General features: G+C 46.3%; 12 protein-coding genes. 6 read left to right on the top strand and 6 right to left on the bottom strand.

From position 1 onward, the window contains the following. Window positions 1–237: 237 nt before the first annotated feature. Complete coding sequence (locus ACNFVB_RS05160) at window positions 238–984, bottom strand: MHYT domain-containing protein (protein ID WP_288995288.1); 747 nt, start codon at window positions 982–984, stop codon at window positions 238–240. Between the two features lie 266 nt (window positions 985–1250). Continuing rightward, window positions 1251–1988, bottom strand: coding sequence for a hypothetical protein (locus ACNFVB_RS05155; RefSeq protein ID WP_430738309.1), 738 nt, complete (start codon window positions 1986–1988; stop codon window positions 1251–1253). A gap of 892 nt (window positions 1989–2880) precedes the next feature. Between ACNFVB_RS05155 and ACNFVB_RS05150 the strand changes: the two genes are divergently transcribed. The 4 genes from ACNFVB_RS05150 to ACNFVB_RS05135 all read left to right on the top strand — a co-directional run bounded on the left by ACNFVB_RS05150 (window position 2881) and on the right by ACNFVB_RS05135 (window position 7633). After that, window positions 2881–4128: a phosphoribosyltransferase domain-containing protein gene (locus tag ACNFVB_RS05150; RefSeq protein WP_430738308.1), complete on the top strand. Its 1248-nt coding sequence runs from the start codon at window positions 2881–2883 to the stop codon at window positions 4126–4128. Continuing rightward, window positions 4125–4943: a hypothetical protein gene (locus ACNFVB_RS05145; protein WP_288995292.1), complete on the top strand. Its 819-nt coding sequence runs from the start codon at window positions 4125–4127 to the stop codon at window positions 4941–4943. The genes ACNFVB_RS05150 and ACNFVB_RS05145 overlap by 4 nt, the downstream gene beginning before the upstream one ends. Before the next feature lie 53 nt (window positions 4944–4996). Further along, window positions 4997–6184 carry a cysteine protease StiP domain-containing protein gene (locus ACNFVB_RS05140; RefSeq protein ID WP_430738307.1) on the top strand — a complete coding sequence of 396 codons (1188 nt, stop codon included), beginning with the start codon at window positions 4997–4999 and terminating at the stop codon, window positions 6182–6184. A gap of 372 nt (window positions 6185–6556) precedes the next feature. After that, complete coding sequence (locus tag ACNFVB_RS05135) at window positions 6557–7633, top strand: HpcH/HpaI aldolase/citrate lyase family protein (protein WP_430738306.1); 1077 nt, start codon at window positions 6557–6559, stop codon at window positions 7631–7633. A 138-nt stretch (window positions 7634–7771) separates the two neighbouring features. Here the strand turns inward: ACNFVB_RS05135 and ACNFVB_RS05130 are convergent, their stop codons facing one another. Next, window positions 7772–8584, bottom strand: coding sequence for an alpha/beta fold hydrolase (locus ACNFVB_RS05130; RefSeq protein ID WP_430738305.1), 813 nt, complete (start codon window positions 8582–8584; stop codon window positions 7772–7774). 392 nt (window positions 8585–8976) lie between these two features. Here ACNFVB_RS05130 and ACNFVB_RS05125 point away from each other — a divergent pair, with 392 nt between their 5' ends. Beyond that, a complete protein-coding gene (locus tag ACNFVB_RS05125; protein WP_430738304.1) occupies window positions 8977–9774 on the top strand; it encodes an enoyl-CoA hydratase/isomerase family protein in 798 nt (265 codons plus the stop codon). Between the two features lie 97 nt (window positions 9775–9871). On the opposite strand, the gene ACNFVB_RS05120 is transcribed toward ACNFVB_RS05125, so the two are convergent. The 3 genes from ACNFVB_RS05120 to acnB form a co-directional block, all read right to left on the bottom strand. Then, window positions 9872–10318, bottom strand: a complete 447-nt coding sequence (locus tag ACNFVB_RS05120) for a PACE efflux transporter (protein WP_192995658.1) — start codon at window positions 10316–10318, stop codon at window positions 9872–9874. A 286-nt stretch (window positions 10319–10604) separates the two neighbouring features. After that, the gene (locus ACNFVB_RS05115) at window positions 10605–11621 is read right to left on the bottom strand and encodes a hypothetical protein (RefSeq protein ID WP_430738303.1); all 1017 of its coding nucleotides are present in this window, start codon (window positions 11619–11621) and stop codon (window positions 10605–10607) included. 172 nt (window positions 11622–11793) lie between these two features. After that, window positions 11794–14397: a bifunctional aconitate hydratase 2/2-methylisocitrate dehydratase gene (gene acnB / locus ACNFVB_RS05110; RefSeq protein WP_430738302.1), complete on the bottom strand. Its 2604-nt coding sequence runs from the start codon at window positions 14395–14397 to the stop codon at window positions 11794–11796. Window positions 14398–14985: 588 nt separating this feature from the next. On the opposite strand from acnB, the gene ACNFVB_RS05105 reads away from it, so the two are divergent. After that, window positions 14986–15381: a carboxymuconolactone decarboxylase family protein gene (locus tag ACNFVB_RS05105; RefSeq protein ID WP_430738301.1), complete on the top strand. Its 396-nt coding sequence runs from the start codon at window positions 14986–14988 to the stop codon at window positions 15379–15381. Window positions 15382–15440: the final 59 nt, after the last annotated feature.

Genomic DNA, 15440 nt, shown 5'->3' with positions numbered 1-15440 from the left:
GTCAGTGCCATGGTCGAATGTTCAACACGCCCTACTACAAAGACGCTGATTTAAAAACGCTGCTTGCAAAATAAGCCATATCCGATAGTTAACATCAAGAAAGCGGCGGCATCAAAAAAGGTTTTTAGAGCGTACTCTAAAAACCTTTTTGCTGAAAGCATGCCTTCAATTGAATTGATTCAGATATTGATTGAGCTGACGACACAGCCTAATCTCATCAGGCTGCAATATGAGATATCACTCACCAAATACCAATGCTGCCTTTTGCGGCGCATTTTTAGAGCCAATGACCCACAGCAAGCTTAGGACGATGGCCGAGCCAATAAAGATAAGCATCGATGACATAAAGGCATCTGAGCTGCTATGCGCCATAGACATCATCTCACCCGTATGAGCCATTTGCATCTCCATCGCGGCCATACCTGTGTAGTGCATCCCGCACACCGCAACACCCATGATAAAAGCACTGCCAAAACGTTGTAAATTGCCGCGCAGATTAAAGGCCAACCATAGCGCAGCGATCGACGCGGCAATCGCAATCGCAATCGAGGTGAGCAAAAGCGGGGTGTTATAGGACATGGTTGCTTCCATCTGCATGGATGCCATGCCCGTATAGTGCATGGCGGCCACGCCAAGACCTGTCAATATTCCGCCGCCGAGCAGTTTTGCCACACTTGGCACACCGCGGCCAACGATGACCACACCAACCGCCACAAACAGTACCGCCAGCAGCATCGACACAATCGTCAAGCCCAAGTCATAGGTCACTGGCATCTTCATATCCAGGGCCATCATACCGATATAGTGCATCGACCAAATCGCACCACCGATGGCGAGCGAAGACAGCGCTACCCAAAAGTACAAGTCATTGCCAGCCTTAGCAGACGGAACTCGGATGGCCAAGTTTAGACCAACATACGAGCCAAACACAGCGATGGCATACGAGACAAGCACCAACATCAGGTTATATTCAACTTCTATCATTTTTTCGCCCTTTACATTTTTATAAACAGTGAGCCCAAGCCATTTAAGCCATTTAAGCCATTTAAGATTTGTACGAGTCGCCGTACTTGAGACGCTCATTACTTTTTTGTCATAGGTGTTATTTGACCCATGAGTGATTTTTACCAGATATAGTTAGCTGAATGTAAAACTGTTATAGATTTAAACGCGCTACTGGTATAAATTTTACTTGCGTGCTGCGTTCCCAGAGGCTGCGCAAAATTCATCCCAGTAGCGCTATGACATTTTTAGAGTGTATCGACTATAGTAAACTCGCAAACATGGGTACTGCCCGCACCGCAGCTGGTTTCTTCTGCGCCCACTCTGCCCACCGCGGGATTGCTTGCCAAAAAGCCTTCTATATACCCCACCACAAAATGACAACCTGAATGCGAATGCTCGGATGACTGACAAAACGGACATTTCACCAAAGTAATGACATGGTCACGGGCCTTGATTTTAGAAAACACTTTGAGTGCAGGCACCAACTCGCGGCTGATGGCAGCAGACATCTTGAGCGGACTACCAAGCGCATAGTCACGCTGATAGATACCGCCGCCAACCTTGCGGCCCAGCTCATGCATGGCACTGACGCGTCTTTCGGCCGGCAGACTGGCTTTGTACTGAGTGACCACCTCGGCTATGTCTGGATACCGCGCACCGATAGCGGCCAGTACGCTTTTTTCGTCTATTGCGGGCGCAGTAGGTGCCGATGGTATCGGAACCGCAACCGGCGGCGGCGCCTCGTCTTCCTCAATTTCCAGCTTAAGCAGCGTACACCCATCGATGGCAGACAAGTCAGCGATCAAATCCGCTTGCGTCTTCGCGCCTTGGCTTTTGGCCACCACCTGTATGATGTTGCCGCCATTGCTTGACGGCTCTTGTCTTTGTGAGACAAGCTGATAGCCAGCTTTGATCAATGGTGAAATCACATTGACCAAACGGATGCGTTCCGAGGCGGTTTCTAGTGCACAAGAGAATCTCAAAGCTCACTCCTTTTTAACAATACAGCCAAACTTTTTCGTGCTGAGTTATTTTGGTAAACTGCAGCGCTGATTAGGTCACCAAAATATCGCCAGACGTACAACTGTTTTGCACCTTTTTTTAACGTATCAATCAGCAATAGCAGTATTGCCAGCAAACACATGGTTTTTTATATATTAGCTGCTCAAAACCTCGTTACCATCTGGTTACTTTACAGAAGTAATTTTTGCTGAATTATCAATGAATACATATTGTCTCGCAAGCAGATAGCCGGCATTGACCGATAAATGGCAAGATTATCCGATAGGTGGCCAAACGCTCACGTTGAGGGTGGGTTCATCGTTTAAAAATCGCCATAAGGCTTGAATGCCATGGCTTTGGTGAGGATTTGCTATCATTGGATACGTGGCGCAGGTCAGGCATTACCACCTTTATCATATGATTTCAGTTATCATGCGGCTATGGTTAACCTATTTTAAAACAGTACCGTCCTACTGGTATTTGTTTCTCTTGCGTGCTGTGCCAACACCGACAGATGCCGCGCAAAATGAATGCCAGTCGCACATGACATAAAGTGTGCCAATATGATGCCGGATTGGCTATATTTATTGATTGTAAAAACGCGGCTCAAGGCTCATATCACCATCAAGGGCACCACAGTTGAAAAGGCCTGAGTGTAAAAATTTCAGTATAGAAACCAACTATAGTCGATGAAATCTAACAAGAACATAGCGCTACTGGGATGAATTTTGCGCAGCCTCTGGGAACGCAGCACGCAAGTAAAATTTATACCAGTAGCGCGTTTAAGTTTATATAACAGTTTTATTTTCAATTGATTATATAAAAATCAAATATAAACCTAAGCATATTTGAATAACCCTAAAAGGAAAATGAATGCCAAAGCAGCGTACCACCATCGAGCTACCTCGCGGTATCCTTGATCTCACGTATCAGACCAATAGCCATAACGGCCATGCAGCGTATCAATTAAATGATTTATTGGGCTTTGCTCAGCGCATCAATCCTAAGCGCGCATTTTTGTTTGTCTCAAAAGTCTTAGGTCGCCATATTCCTGTCGCTCCCAGCACCATGCGTACCGCTTTTACTGACTTGGCCGCGTTGATTCCCAACCATTTGCCTGAGCCTATTTTGGTGATTGGTATGGCGGAGACTGCGGTGGGTCTATCAGCAGGCGTGCATCAAGCGCTGCAAACCCGCTACCCCAACGCGCTACTGCTCAACTCCACCCGTCACGCCCAGCATAGCACTGACGCCGCACCTAACGACAGCGCCTGCCTGCTGACGACTTTTAGCGAAGATCATAGTCACGCCAGCCAGCACTTGATTTACCAAAGTGCAGAGCAAGCAATGCAAGCGCAATTACTTGCGAGTAAAACGCTTATTATGGTCGATGACGAGGCCTCGACAGGCAACACCTGCGTCAATGTCGTCACTGCCCTACGTCAAGCTGGACTTAGTCAGCTAGCACAAGTACATCTAACCACGCTGGTTGATTGGTCACTCAATCAACAGCAAGAGACCACGGATACTGCGGACGCCATATCTAGCCGCCTGCCTGATATTGACTTTTATCGTCATCACTTATTGTCTGGCGCATGGACTTGGACAGATGCCCCCAATCCTGAACCGATTACGATGCCAGCCGTCGATACCACCGAAGCTGGTAGCCAGCCATTAGGTGACACCGGCAATTGGGGGCGCTTCCCAACGCTCGATAGTACAGAGGGGTTTGATCGTTATTTGGCGCACTTCCAAACGGTATTTACACGCTTTCGCGAGCAGGTATCGCCTAGCCTGCCTCAGTGGCCTGCGCGCATATTGGTATTAGGCAGTAATGAGTTTGTTTGGTTGCCGTTTTTGTTGGCAGAGTGGCTAGAAAGCCAAACGCAAGCTACCGTCAAATTTGGCGCGCTGACACGCTCACCGATTGCTCTTGGCGGCGCGATCGGTACGATGCTAAGCTTTCGTGATCATTATGGTCTTGGCATGACCAACTTTGTATATAACGTCGAGCCAAAGGCGTGGGACTTGATTGTACTGTGTGTGGAAACTGCGGCTGATAGCGTCGATGAGATGTGGCAAGATTTGGACAATGTATTGATAGTAGGTGGTAAAATATGACCACGATGTTTTTTCAGCCCAGCGCTCATATCGTTAAACCCTACGCCCTTATGGATCTAGACGATACGCTGTTTCAAACTCAGCGCAAAATTGATGCATGGCATCTGCCTACCGCTGCGCCTGAAGACTTGGTCTGCGCCTCCGTCAACAAACAAGGCGAGCCGCTGAGTTTTATGAGTCAACGGCAAGCGGCGTTTTTTAATTGGTTACTTGCCAGCACTGAGCTGATAGTGGTCACAGCCCGCGATCGTCATGAAATTAAACGGGTAAAACTGCCGTTTGATAGCTGGCAAATACTCACCCACGGCGCGGTTATTTTAAGCCCTAATGGCGAGCCACTGGGCACCTGGCAGCAGCATATGTATGACGCACTGTTGCCTCTGCAAGACAAGCTGGCGCAGCTAAGTGCGGTATTTACCAAGCATGCGCAGAGTGCCAGTAGCCATTTAGTATTTACCGCGCATCGCGATCGCTTTGGGCGTGGCAGCGCTCATCAGGACTTGACGATTTATCTGGCGATCAAGCATGGCCAAAAAGACCATCAGGCGTTGGCAGCGCTGGCAGCAAAACTGTCAACGCTCATACGCGGCTTTGAGACAGACTTTTATATTCATGTAAATGCCAATAATTTAGCCATACTACCGCATGCGGTGCATAAGCGTCATGCCGTGCAGTTTTTATTAGCACAGCACCTAGATGCTCAGCGCCCTAGCTTTGGCTTTGGGGACAGCTTGGCCGATTTGCCATTTTTGCAGCTGCTGGACTGGTATGGCATGCCAAATCACGGTCAGATGCATGACAATATTAGCCGCTAACGGCCTGTAGATATCGTGAATAATGACAATCGCTTATATAAGTAACTATCTTTATGACCTATCCCAACATGCAGACATTCGCACAATACGGCTCAGGCAGCTACTTGCCCTCTGATGTCACCGTACTACTCGACATCGTCGACAAACAAGCAGTCGCCGATATCCCTGTCAGCCAAAAAGAAGCGCTGATCCAAAGTGGCCAGCGTCATTACTCTGATATGCTGACACTAGAGCAGGCACCGACCGCCATGCATGAGCAGTTGTATCAGCAGGCACTAGCGCAGGGCGCAGATAGAACAGCAAACGATATTGCTAATTTGGCTTATACATTACACGATATCTTTGGGCAGACAGTGGATAATGCGCAGCCGCTGGTACTGGTCAGCTTAGTGCGGGCAGGACTGCCCATTGGTGTGTTATTGCAGCGTGCCCTATCAGATGATGAAAGGTCAGATAGCGATAGCAGCTACGCTTTGCCTAGTGTACATTATGGTATCAGCATCATCCGAGATCGCGGGCTTGATCCTGTCGCGCTGCAGATGATACTGGACGCGTATCCAAGCAGCCCGATTGTCTTTGTCGATGGCTGGACGGGAAAAGGCGCGATTTATCAAGAGCTTGAGCGCAGCTTGCGGCCTTTTAATCAACCCAATCAGCCACACTTTGCCAATATTTTTCATCAAGGCTCAGGCGTCGTCCCCCTACTGACGTTGGCCGACCCTGCAGGGGTGGCGTGGCTGGCAGCAAGCAGTGAGGATTGGCTGATTCCATCGGGGCTATTAAACAGTACGGTGTCGGGGCTGATTTCTCGCAGTTTGTATACCGAGCCGCAATCAGGGCTACACCGCAGCGTGTTTTATGAGGAGCTGCGTGCAATCGATCATAGCCTTGCCTTCATCGAGCAAATCGATCGTGCGCGGCAAACCCTCCAGCGCCCCATGCAGTGCTTGCCGATGTATCAGCAGCCACGCTATCGGACCGCAGGTTTAATCGATAGCATTGCCGCCGATTATCACATCACCAACCACAATCGCATCAAGCCAACCATTGCCGAGGCTACCAGAGCGATACTACGCCGAGACCCTGAGCGTATCTTGCTGGCCTGCGCCGATCATCCCGATACGCTACTATTACGACATTTATGTCACGAGCGAGATATCCATATCAGTGTATTAGGTGATAAAATACTACCCTATCACGCCATCACTCTTATCAAACAACGCAGCAAAGACGACTGTTAATATACATAGTCATATCGCTTATACTAAGGCGTGTCTCCAATGACAACTTTCGTGATTTACGGGTTAAAAATGGCTATATTTATGCCAAACGGTGTCTCATTCTTAGCTAATATACTGATATGAGCTTTGATCTGACCCTAGCTGGACAAAAATATATCTCATTTTTAACCTCATAGTTCCGTTGCAGACACACGCTAAAGCCAGTTTAAAAAAGCGCTATCCTAATAACATCGCTACGCTGGTCTACGTTTTTGCTTACTCAGCCTATCGTGTGAGAAGTAAAAACATAGACCAGCCATCCTGTATTGTTTTTTTTGAGTGAGACGATGATAACGTTTTACCCTTTTATTCATCACAACTACGATACCCATTATGTCCGATATACCCAAAAACCAATCAAACCGATACGGGCATACTCAATCTTATGCCCACCTCATCACCGAGCGCCATGCCATGGTGAGACCACATACGCATCACCCTTATCAGCTCGGTGCTAGCCTTTATATGCCGGCCACGCGCCAAGACATCTGGCAGGTCATCAAACGCGACAAGCTACCGACGATTAATAGTATTATCATTTGTCTAGAGGACGCTGTCGGTCATAGCGATGTCGAGCTGGCACTCGAGCGCTTACAAGACTTACTAAACACGTGGGCTGAGCATGTCGATACAATCAATCAGCCCTGCAAACGAGCGTCGCTAGAATCCCAGCCGCCCGCCCAGCTGCCGACACGCCCCTTGGTCTTTGTGCGTCCGCGCAGCCCAGCGATGCTACAACAGCTCGCAGACTACGCTCATATCGACCTTATCGATGGTTTTGTATTGCCAAAAGTGGATATGTATAGCTTGTCCAACTGGCGGCTGGCTTGTCAAAATATTAGCAGTACCCAGCTGTTGATGCCGACGCTCGAGACTGCAGCGCTCTTTGATCCGCGGCATAACCAAGAACTGGCCATCGGCTTTAAAGAAGCCTTTAATCAGCCAGTCTTTGCCCTACGTATCGGCGGCAATGACTTATTTGCTGCGCTGCGCTTACGTCGCCCAAAAAACAGCATCGTCTATGACACCCCTATTGGCACACTGGCCTATCAGCTACTCGGCTGCTTTGTACCGCACGGGTTTTATCTGACAGCGCCCGTCTTTGAGTATCTAGATCAGCCAACGCTATTTATGCAAGAGCTGACCCGCGATGTCAGCTTGGGTTTAGTCGGCAAGACCGTCATACACCCAAGCCAAATTGCGTTGGTGCAGCAGGCGTACTGCGTCTCTCTTAGCACCTTAGATGAAGCACAAGCGATACTGCATAGCGAGGCCAAAGCGGTATTTAAGTATAACAACACCATGCTCGAGCCTGCCACGCATCGTGCTTGGGCGACAGAGATCGTCAACCGCGCTGAGGTGTTTGGCACGATAGATGATAGCAATAGCGAGTATCGCGCTCGCCTCTAGAGATTGGGGCGTGTCTTTATTGTACATGCACTGATAAAATCAAGACAAATGGCGCGCACATATCAATTAAAAAAGCCGCTATCACAGCTATGATAGCGGCTTTTTGGGTGTTGTACCAATGCAAACGCTAAGGCAATATTAGGCGCAGCACTCTAAAAACTGGCCAATGATGCGATTGACCTGCTCAGGCTCTTCCACAGTGGCAGTATGGCCTGCACCTTTGACAATCGCAAGCTTTGAGCCTTTGATAGCAAAATGCATACGCTCGGCCTTTTCATACGGCGTTGCCGTATCCTCATCCCCTACGACGATCAAGGTCGGCATGGTAATCGCACCTAGCTGATCGTAAGTACCTGAGCGCTCAATAACCCCCATTGTCGCCTTGATGACACCACCCTTACGATTGCCTTGTAGCATCGTGAGCCACTCTTTACGCTCAGACTTGCGCGACTTGTCTGCCAAAAAACTACTGCCAAACATAATCGGCATCACTTTATTACTAACGCGCTTGATACCCATCCAGCGTATGGCCTTGACCAGCTTGCGGTACTGTGGCACGTTTTTTGGGTCTTCTGGATCGGCAGACGTCTCCAGTAAGATAAGTGATAGTAAGCGCTCTGGGGCTTTGATGGCGATACGCTGAGCCACAAACCCGCCCATTGATAGCCCGACAAAATGACACTTTTCGATATGTAGCGCCGCCAGCAAGGCTAATGTGTCCTCTGTCAGCGTGTCCATATCGTAGCCTGACTTGGTGATCTGCGATTGGCCTTGACCACGAAAATCATAAGCAATACAGCGATAGTGCTCTTGGAAGTATGCCACTTGCTTGTCATACATCTGCGTATTCCATAACAAACCATGAGCAAACACCATGACTGGTTTTTGCGTATCATTTGGCGCGCTGTCTTCGTAATAAATGTCTGTGTTATTGATATGGATCGTTGGCATAACCACTTCCTTGTCTGATAAATAAGAGAGGTTGGTGACTTATTTTGGGTATTGACAGTTTAGCATATTTGACCTTTATATAGCCGTGTCTTTAGCGCCCACAAAACTTGCTTTTATAATCAGAACAAGCTGCTATAGTAAGTAGTCGAAGCCGCTGATCCACGCCGCCGTCATCTACAAAGGCGGACGCTACAAGCCAATATAGTCAATCGCTATACATGATACCGCGAGATGATAAGTTGTTTGTTGTCGCATCGAGCGGCGTAGGTATCGCACGCCAGAACACCACCGTTTCATTGAGCAACTTGCTAGCCATGTGTCTGATTTATCTTCTGATTCATCTAGCGATACGATTAGCCAACGTCATAAGACCATTCATATAAGGAAATCCAATGTCATCCTCTCTTGTTGAGTATCAAAGCGAAAACCATATCGCCACCATCACCCTAAATGACCCAAAGAGTCTCAATGCCTTTAGCACACCACTAAAAAAAAGCGTATTGACCGCCCTTGAGCAAGCCGACGCTGATGACGACGTTCGAGTGATTGTCCTACAAGGCGCTGGCGGTAACTTTTCTAGCGGTGGTGATATCAAAGAAATGCTGTCTGAAGGTATCGACAAAACCGTCATCTCAAACAAAATAAAGGGCATGGTCGAAGGCGCAGGCGAAGTCAGCTTAAAGCTACGCCATATTCATAAGCCAATTATTGCTAAATTAGAAGGTGCAGTGGCCGGTGCAGGCATGAACCTAGCACTCACCTGTGACTTTCGTATCACCGCCGACAACGCCAAATTCGTGCAAGCGTTCGTCCACATCGGCCTCGTTCCTGATGCAGGCGGTGTATATTTACTAAACCAGCTAGTAGGCCCTGCAAAGACCACTGAGCTTGTGATGCTGGGCGACAAAATCAGCGCGCAAGACATGGCTGAGCTAAACTTGGTCAATCAAGTTGTGGCGCCTGCTGAATTAGATGATGCGGTAGCAAAACTCGCTTCTCGTCTAAGCGCCCTGCCAGCTCAGGCATTATCCAGCATGAAACATATGCTAAACACCCATGCCTACGCTGGGCTAAATGAAGCGCTCGATATGGAAGTACACCAACAAACAAGATTGGCTAAAACTGATGATTTCATTGAGGGCGTTACCGCATTTATTGAAAAGCGCAAACCAGTTTATATCGGTCGCTAATCCGCTAGGAAGGCTCTGACAACACTCGAAAAGTACTATCATCAAAAAGGCTGCCATCAGGCAGCTTTTTTTGGATGAAATGAGATAACACGGGCTTTTATGAAGAGGTAGCAGCTGGCTTATAGTGATGTGGTAACGTGAATATCTTGTCAAATACCAAGGTAAATATAAAAGTATATACCAAGAAATACAACAATAACGCCGCCTCCATCATAAAGGCTGCCACCAAACCAACATCGTACCAAAGCATATACAATGGCAAGCAAATCAAGACCAGCCCGCCTTCAAACCCAACAGCATGAACGCTACGAATCAGCAGTGTACGCGCTGCCACTTGCCGGCGGCGCTCCCATGCTTCAAATACGGTATTGTATAAAAAATTCCAAATCACCGCCGCCAATGACACCATCACTGCCACTGGTAACGACTCTGCGGCATCACTACCACTGAGCATCATCAATATATAGGTGGATGAGATAATCGCGATGATTTCAAAGACAGTCACATAGACGATGCGACGTTTGAGTGGGGATAAAGTAATCAACCAAGACTCCAAAGCACCTGAATGATAAGTGCATAATCAAAGTATCGGTCCGTCCCGAGATAACAAAGTAAGAAAATAAGAAAGTGTAGAGCCACGGTTTCCGCCTGCCCTTATATTATACATAAGATAACTGAGAAAATCAGTTAGTGCTTATATTGAGAAGCATAAACTGATTTCTCAGAGGGAGTAGTTAATAAGATTTATATTTATTTCATTTTAAAATAGCTATTTCACCACTCACTTTTATAAACGTGAAATAGTTTGAAATTAATAAAAGGAAAAATGCTCATCTGTTATTTATGGATTCAACTTTTTCTGCAATATCTATCACAACCTTAACTTCACTTTCATTCTCTATTTTTTCTTGTTCTTTCTTGCTCTCCAGAACTGGCACATAACGTATTCTAGGTTTTCTTATGATAACTGTTTGGTGTCTAGCTAGCATATCTCTAAAAATTTCATATCGCCATATAACTAACATTTTATTCTTAGTGCTATTCTCAATAGACCATACAAAAGTCATAAACAAAGTTTTTGTGCCAAGAATTATCAGTATAACTGTAAGCCAAATTAAAAATAGTGTTGCACCAACCGAATTTACATTAGTAACTAATTTCTCTGTGGAAGACGTAATAACTTTAGAAAATAAAGTCACAAATGCAACTAAAATCCCCGCTGTAAAACTTATGAGGATAGGATTTTTGACGATCGAAAATATTATCGAATCTATATCTCTAGTAGAAGGCTTTCTATTGTTAATATTAGACTCTACTTTTTCAATTAAACCTTCAATATTATTATCAGTTAAAACAATTTCAAGCCAAATTTTCTCAAGCTCAAACCTAGCAACGAAAAAATTTTTACTTTTTAGGTTAGCAAGGTGACTGGTATCTATATTTAGCTCAGCCTTCATTCTATTTTGTATAGTTTCAATTTTTTTTGGTGATAGTAATAAGAAACCGATAAATAGAGCAACTATCTGAAAAAGCCAGCTAATTACTGTTGATATTAGAAGAAATAGAGTGACATCAAAATCAATAAAAATTTTAGTCGCGTTATTGAGCGTGAATAACAAGAAATACATTAAAGTCGAACAGAATAATAATTTTATCAGCTTAAATATGAATTTACCTTTAATATCTTCATCACCAGGCAACCATGAATGAAATATGCAAAAATAATGATGCACTATACCAATAATATGAGTATTAGTTACTTTATAATATTCTAGACTATCGTTTATATTTTTCTCACTAATTTCTGACTTTTCATCTTCTTTGTCACTACCTTTCGAATCCGCCATATCACTTCCCCCAAAATTAACTTTGTTAATTATCAATTAATATAAGAAGGGTTACAATCCAATATCCGTCGGTAAACGACACTAAATGTCGTGAAGAAAATTTAAACAAAAACCCCGCATCATTTTGACACGGGGTTTCTTTTTATCTTATTAATTAGCTTGAAAGCAAAGATTAAGTCAACTGAGCAACATTAATTTTATCTGCTTCTTCAGTGTACTCTTCCATACGATCGAAGTTCATGTACTGATACACTTCCTCGCCCATGCTGTTGAGCATGCCAGCGTACTGCTGGTATTCATCGTTAGTTGGCAGTTTACCCAGTACTGCAGCGACTGCAGCAAGCTCTGCAGACGCCAGATAAACGTTTGCGCCTTGACCGAGACGGTTCGGGAAGTTACGAGTCGACGTCGAAACGGCAGTAGATTTCGGTGCGATACGTGCTTGGTTACCCATACATAGTGAGCAGCCTGGCATCTCAGTACGAGCGCCGGCTTGTGCGTAGACGTTGTAGTAACCTTCTTCCATCAACTGGCGTGCATCCATCTTAGTTGGCGGCGCGATCCATAGACGCGTCTTCAGGCTACCTGCTGGGACGTCTTGTAGCAGTTTACCTGCCGCGCGGAAATGACCGATGTTGGTCATGCATGAACCGATGAATACTTCATCGATGGTGTCGCCAGCCACGTCTGCTAGAGTCTTGGCATCGTCTGGATCGTTCGGGCAGCAAAGGATTGGCTCTTTGATCTCGCTCATATCGATGGTCATATCGATGGCGTATTCTGCATCGTCGTCAGCACGCATGAGGCTTGGGTTTGCCAGCCAGTCTTGCATTTGCTCGATACGGCGGCTGATGGTACGCGCGTCGCCATAACCTTCAGAGATCATCCATTTAAGCAGGGTGATGTTTGAGTTTAGGTACTCAGTCACCGACTCTTCAGATAGCGTGATGGTACAACCAGCAGCACTACGCTCAGCTGAGGCATCAGATAGCTCAAACGCTTGCTCAGCGGTCAAATCTTCTAGACCTTCGATCTCAAGGATACGACCGTTGAATTCGTTGATTTTGCCTTTTTTATCAACCGTCAAGTAACCTTCTTTGATGGCTTGATAAGGGATGGCATGGACGAGGTCACGTAGCGTGATACCAGGCTGACGCTCACCGACGAAGCGGACACGGACAGACTCAGGCATATCGAGTGGCATCACACCAGTGGCTGCAGCAAAGGCTACCAGACCAGAACCCGCTGGGAACGAGATACCCATTGGGAAACGCGTATGCGAGTCACCACCAGTACCAACGGTATCTGGCAGTAGCATACGGTTAAGCCATGAGTGAATGATACCATCACCTGGACGTAAGCTGACGCCGCCGCGGTTCATGATAAAGTCAGGTAGTGTGTGCTGAGTCTCAACGTCAACTGGCTTTGGATAAGCAGCGGTGTGACAGAATGACTGCATGACGAGGTCTGCTTGGAAACCTAGGCACGCCAAGTCTTTTAGCTCATCACGAGTCATCGGACCTGTGGTATCTTGAGAGCCAACGGTAGTCATTTTTGGCTCACAGTACATGCCCGGACGTACGCCTTCTAGACCACAAGCTTTACCAACCATTTTTTGTGCTAAGGTGAAGCCTTTACCAGTATCGGCTGGCTCTTCAGGTTTCGCAAATACGTCTGAATGACCCAGACCCATGTACTCACGAGCACGGTTAGTGAGACCACGACCAACGATCAATGGAATACGGCCACCAGCACGCACTTCGTCAAGTAGCGTTGGTGAGTTTAGTTTGAACTCTGAGATGATCTCGTCTGAGTCATGCTTAGTGATTTTGCCGTCATGTGGGTAGATGTCAAACACATCGCCCATGTTTAGGTTATCGACAGCTACTTTTTCGATTGGCAAGGCGCCAGAATCTTCCATCGTATTAAAGAAGATAGGAGCGATATTGTTACCCAGTACCAGACCGCCGCCGCGTTTGTTTGGTACGTTTGGAATATCTTCGCCCATCAGCCATAGCACTGAGTTGGTCGCAGACTTACGGCTAGAGCCAGTACCGACGACGTCACCAACGTACGCTAGCGGATGGCCTTTTTCTTTTAGCTCATCAATAAGGTTCATTGGACCGCGCACGCCCTCTTCGTCAGCAGTAATGCCGTCACGAGAGTTTTTGTGCATGGCAAGCGAGTGCAGTGGAATATCAGGACGGCTCCACGCGTCTTGCGCAGGAGATAAGTCATCAGTGTTGGTTTCGCCTGTGACTTTAAACGTCGTGTAAGTCGATTTCTTTGGTACCTCGTCACGGTTCAAAAACCACTCAGCATCAGCCCAAGACTGAATCACTTCTTTTGCGATGTCGTTACCGGCTTCGGCTTTTTCAGTCACGTCATTGAACGCGTCAAATACGAGCAAAGTTTTCTTAAGCGCTTCTGCCGCATCTTGAGCAACTTCTTCATCATCCAATGCTGCCACTAATGGCTGTACGTTGTAGCCGCCTTGCATGGTGCCTAGAATTTCAACCGCTTTTTTCTTATCGATAAGTGGTGAGCTCGCCTCGCCTTTAACGATAGCGGCCAAAAATGCAGCTTTTACATAAGCGGCTTGGTCAACGCCAGCTGGAATACGGTTTTCTAGCAGGTTCATTAAGAACGCTTCTTCGCCCGCTGGTGGGTTTTTTAATAGTTCAACCAATTCTGCTACTTGCTTTTCATTTAGTGGTAGCGGTACAGTTCCTAGCTCGGCACGTTCTTCGACATGTTTACGATAAGCTTCTAACACAATAGTCGTCCTCGTCAGTTGGGGTTAGCACAATACGTGGGAGTCAGCATGACCGCCTGCGTCTGTGTACTAGATGAAATAATTATCCGTGCAATCATAGCTTAAAACGCTCTAAATGTTAATGGCTATGGCTTTAAAAGGCTCAGAATAAAGCCATATTGGACATTTATTATAAAAATAGTACCATCAATCAGAGGACTGATTATCCCCTTATCTGTCTAAAAATAACCGGCTGTCTTAGAGATCATTTTTTGCCTGTATAATCAACATAAATGATATAACAACCACGATTTTAAAAGTACAGATGGCCGCTTACAGAGCAACACAGACTTGAAAAAACTGCGCATACGCCTAAATACAAAACACGGCAAAAAATCTCAGAGATAAGAAGTTAAAATATCCATACCACATATAGCCGATGCACTCTAAAAAGAATATAGCGCTACTGGGATGCTATTTTTAAACGTAGGTTGCGCAGCCTCTGGGAACGCAGCACGCAAGTAAAATTTATACCAGTAGCACGTTTAAACTTATATAACAGTTTTATTTTCAATTGATTATACAATAAACAACAGAGACGACCACAATATGGCAAACAACACCGCTTATGAAAACGGCCTACAAGTACGCACTGAAGTGATGGGCGAAGCACATGTCAAACGCTCATTAGATAACGCCACTGGCTTTACCCAGCCGCTGCAAGACTGGATCATCGAGCATGCTTGGGGCAGTACGTGGCAGGATGACTCGGTATTACCGCGCAAATACCGCTCCTTAATCACCATCGCCTTTTTGGTCGCACAAAAAAGCCCGACCGAGCTAAAAGGCCATATTCGCGGTGCCATCAATAACGGGGCGAGCGTTGCCGAGATTCGAGAGGTACTGATGCACAGCTTGCCCTACTGCGGCGCGCCTGCCACTCAAGAAGCGTTTCGCGCTGCCATAGAAATATTAAATGAGCTGGACATTGATATAGATATTTAAAACTATGGTGATAAGACATTTCATAGTACTCTTAACGATATTGTACAAAAACAGACTGT

Source organism: Psychrobacter sp. VH5 (assembly GCF_050572635.1).
In the GTDB taxonomy this organism is placed as follows: Bacteria; Pseudomonadota; Gammaproteobacteria; order Pseudomonadales; family Moraxellaceae; genus Psychrobacter; species Psychrobacter celer.
Note: the sequence above shows the minus strand (reverse complement) of the source record. Positions and strands in the feature narration are given on the sequence as shown.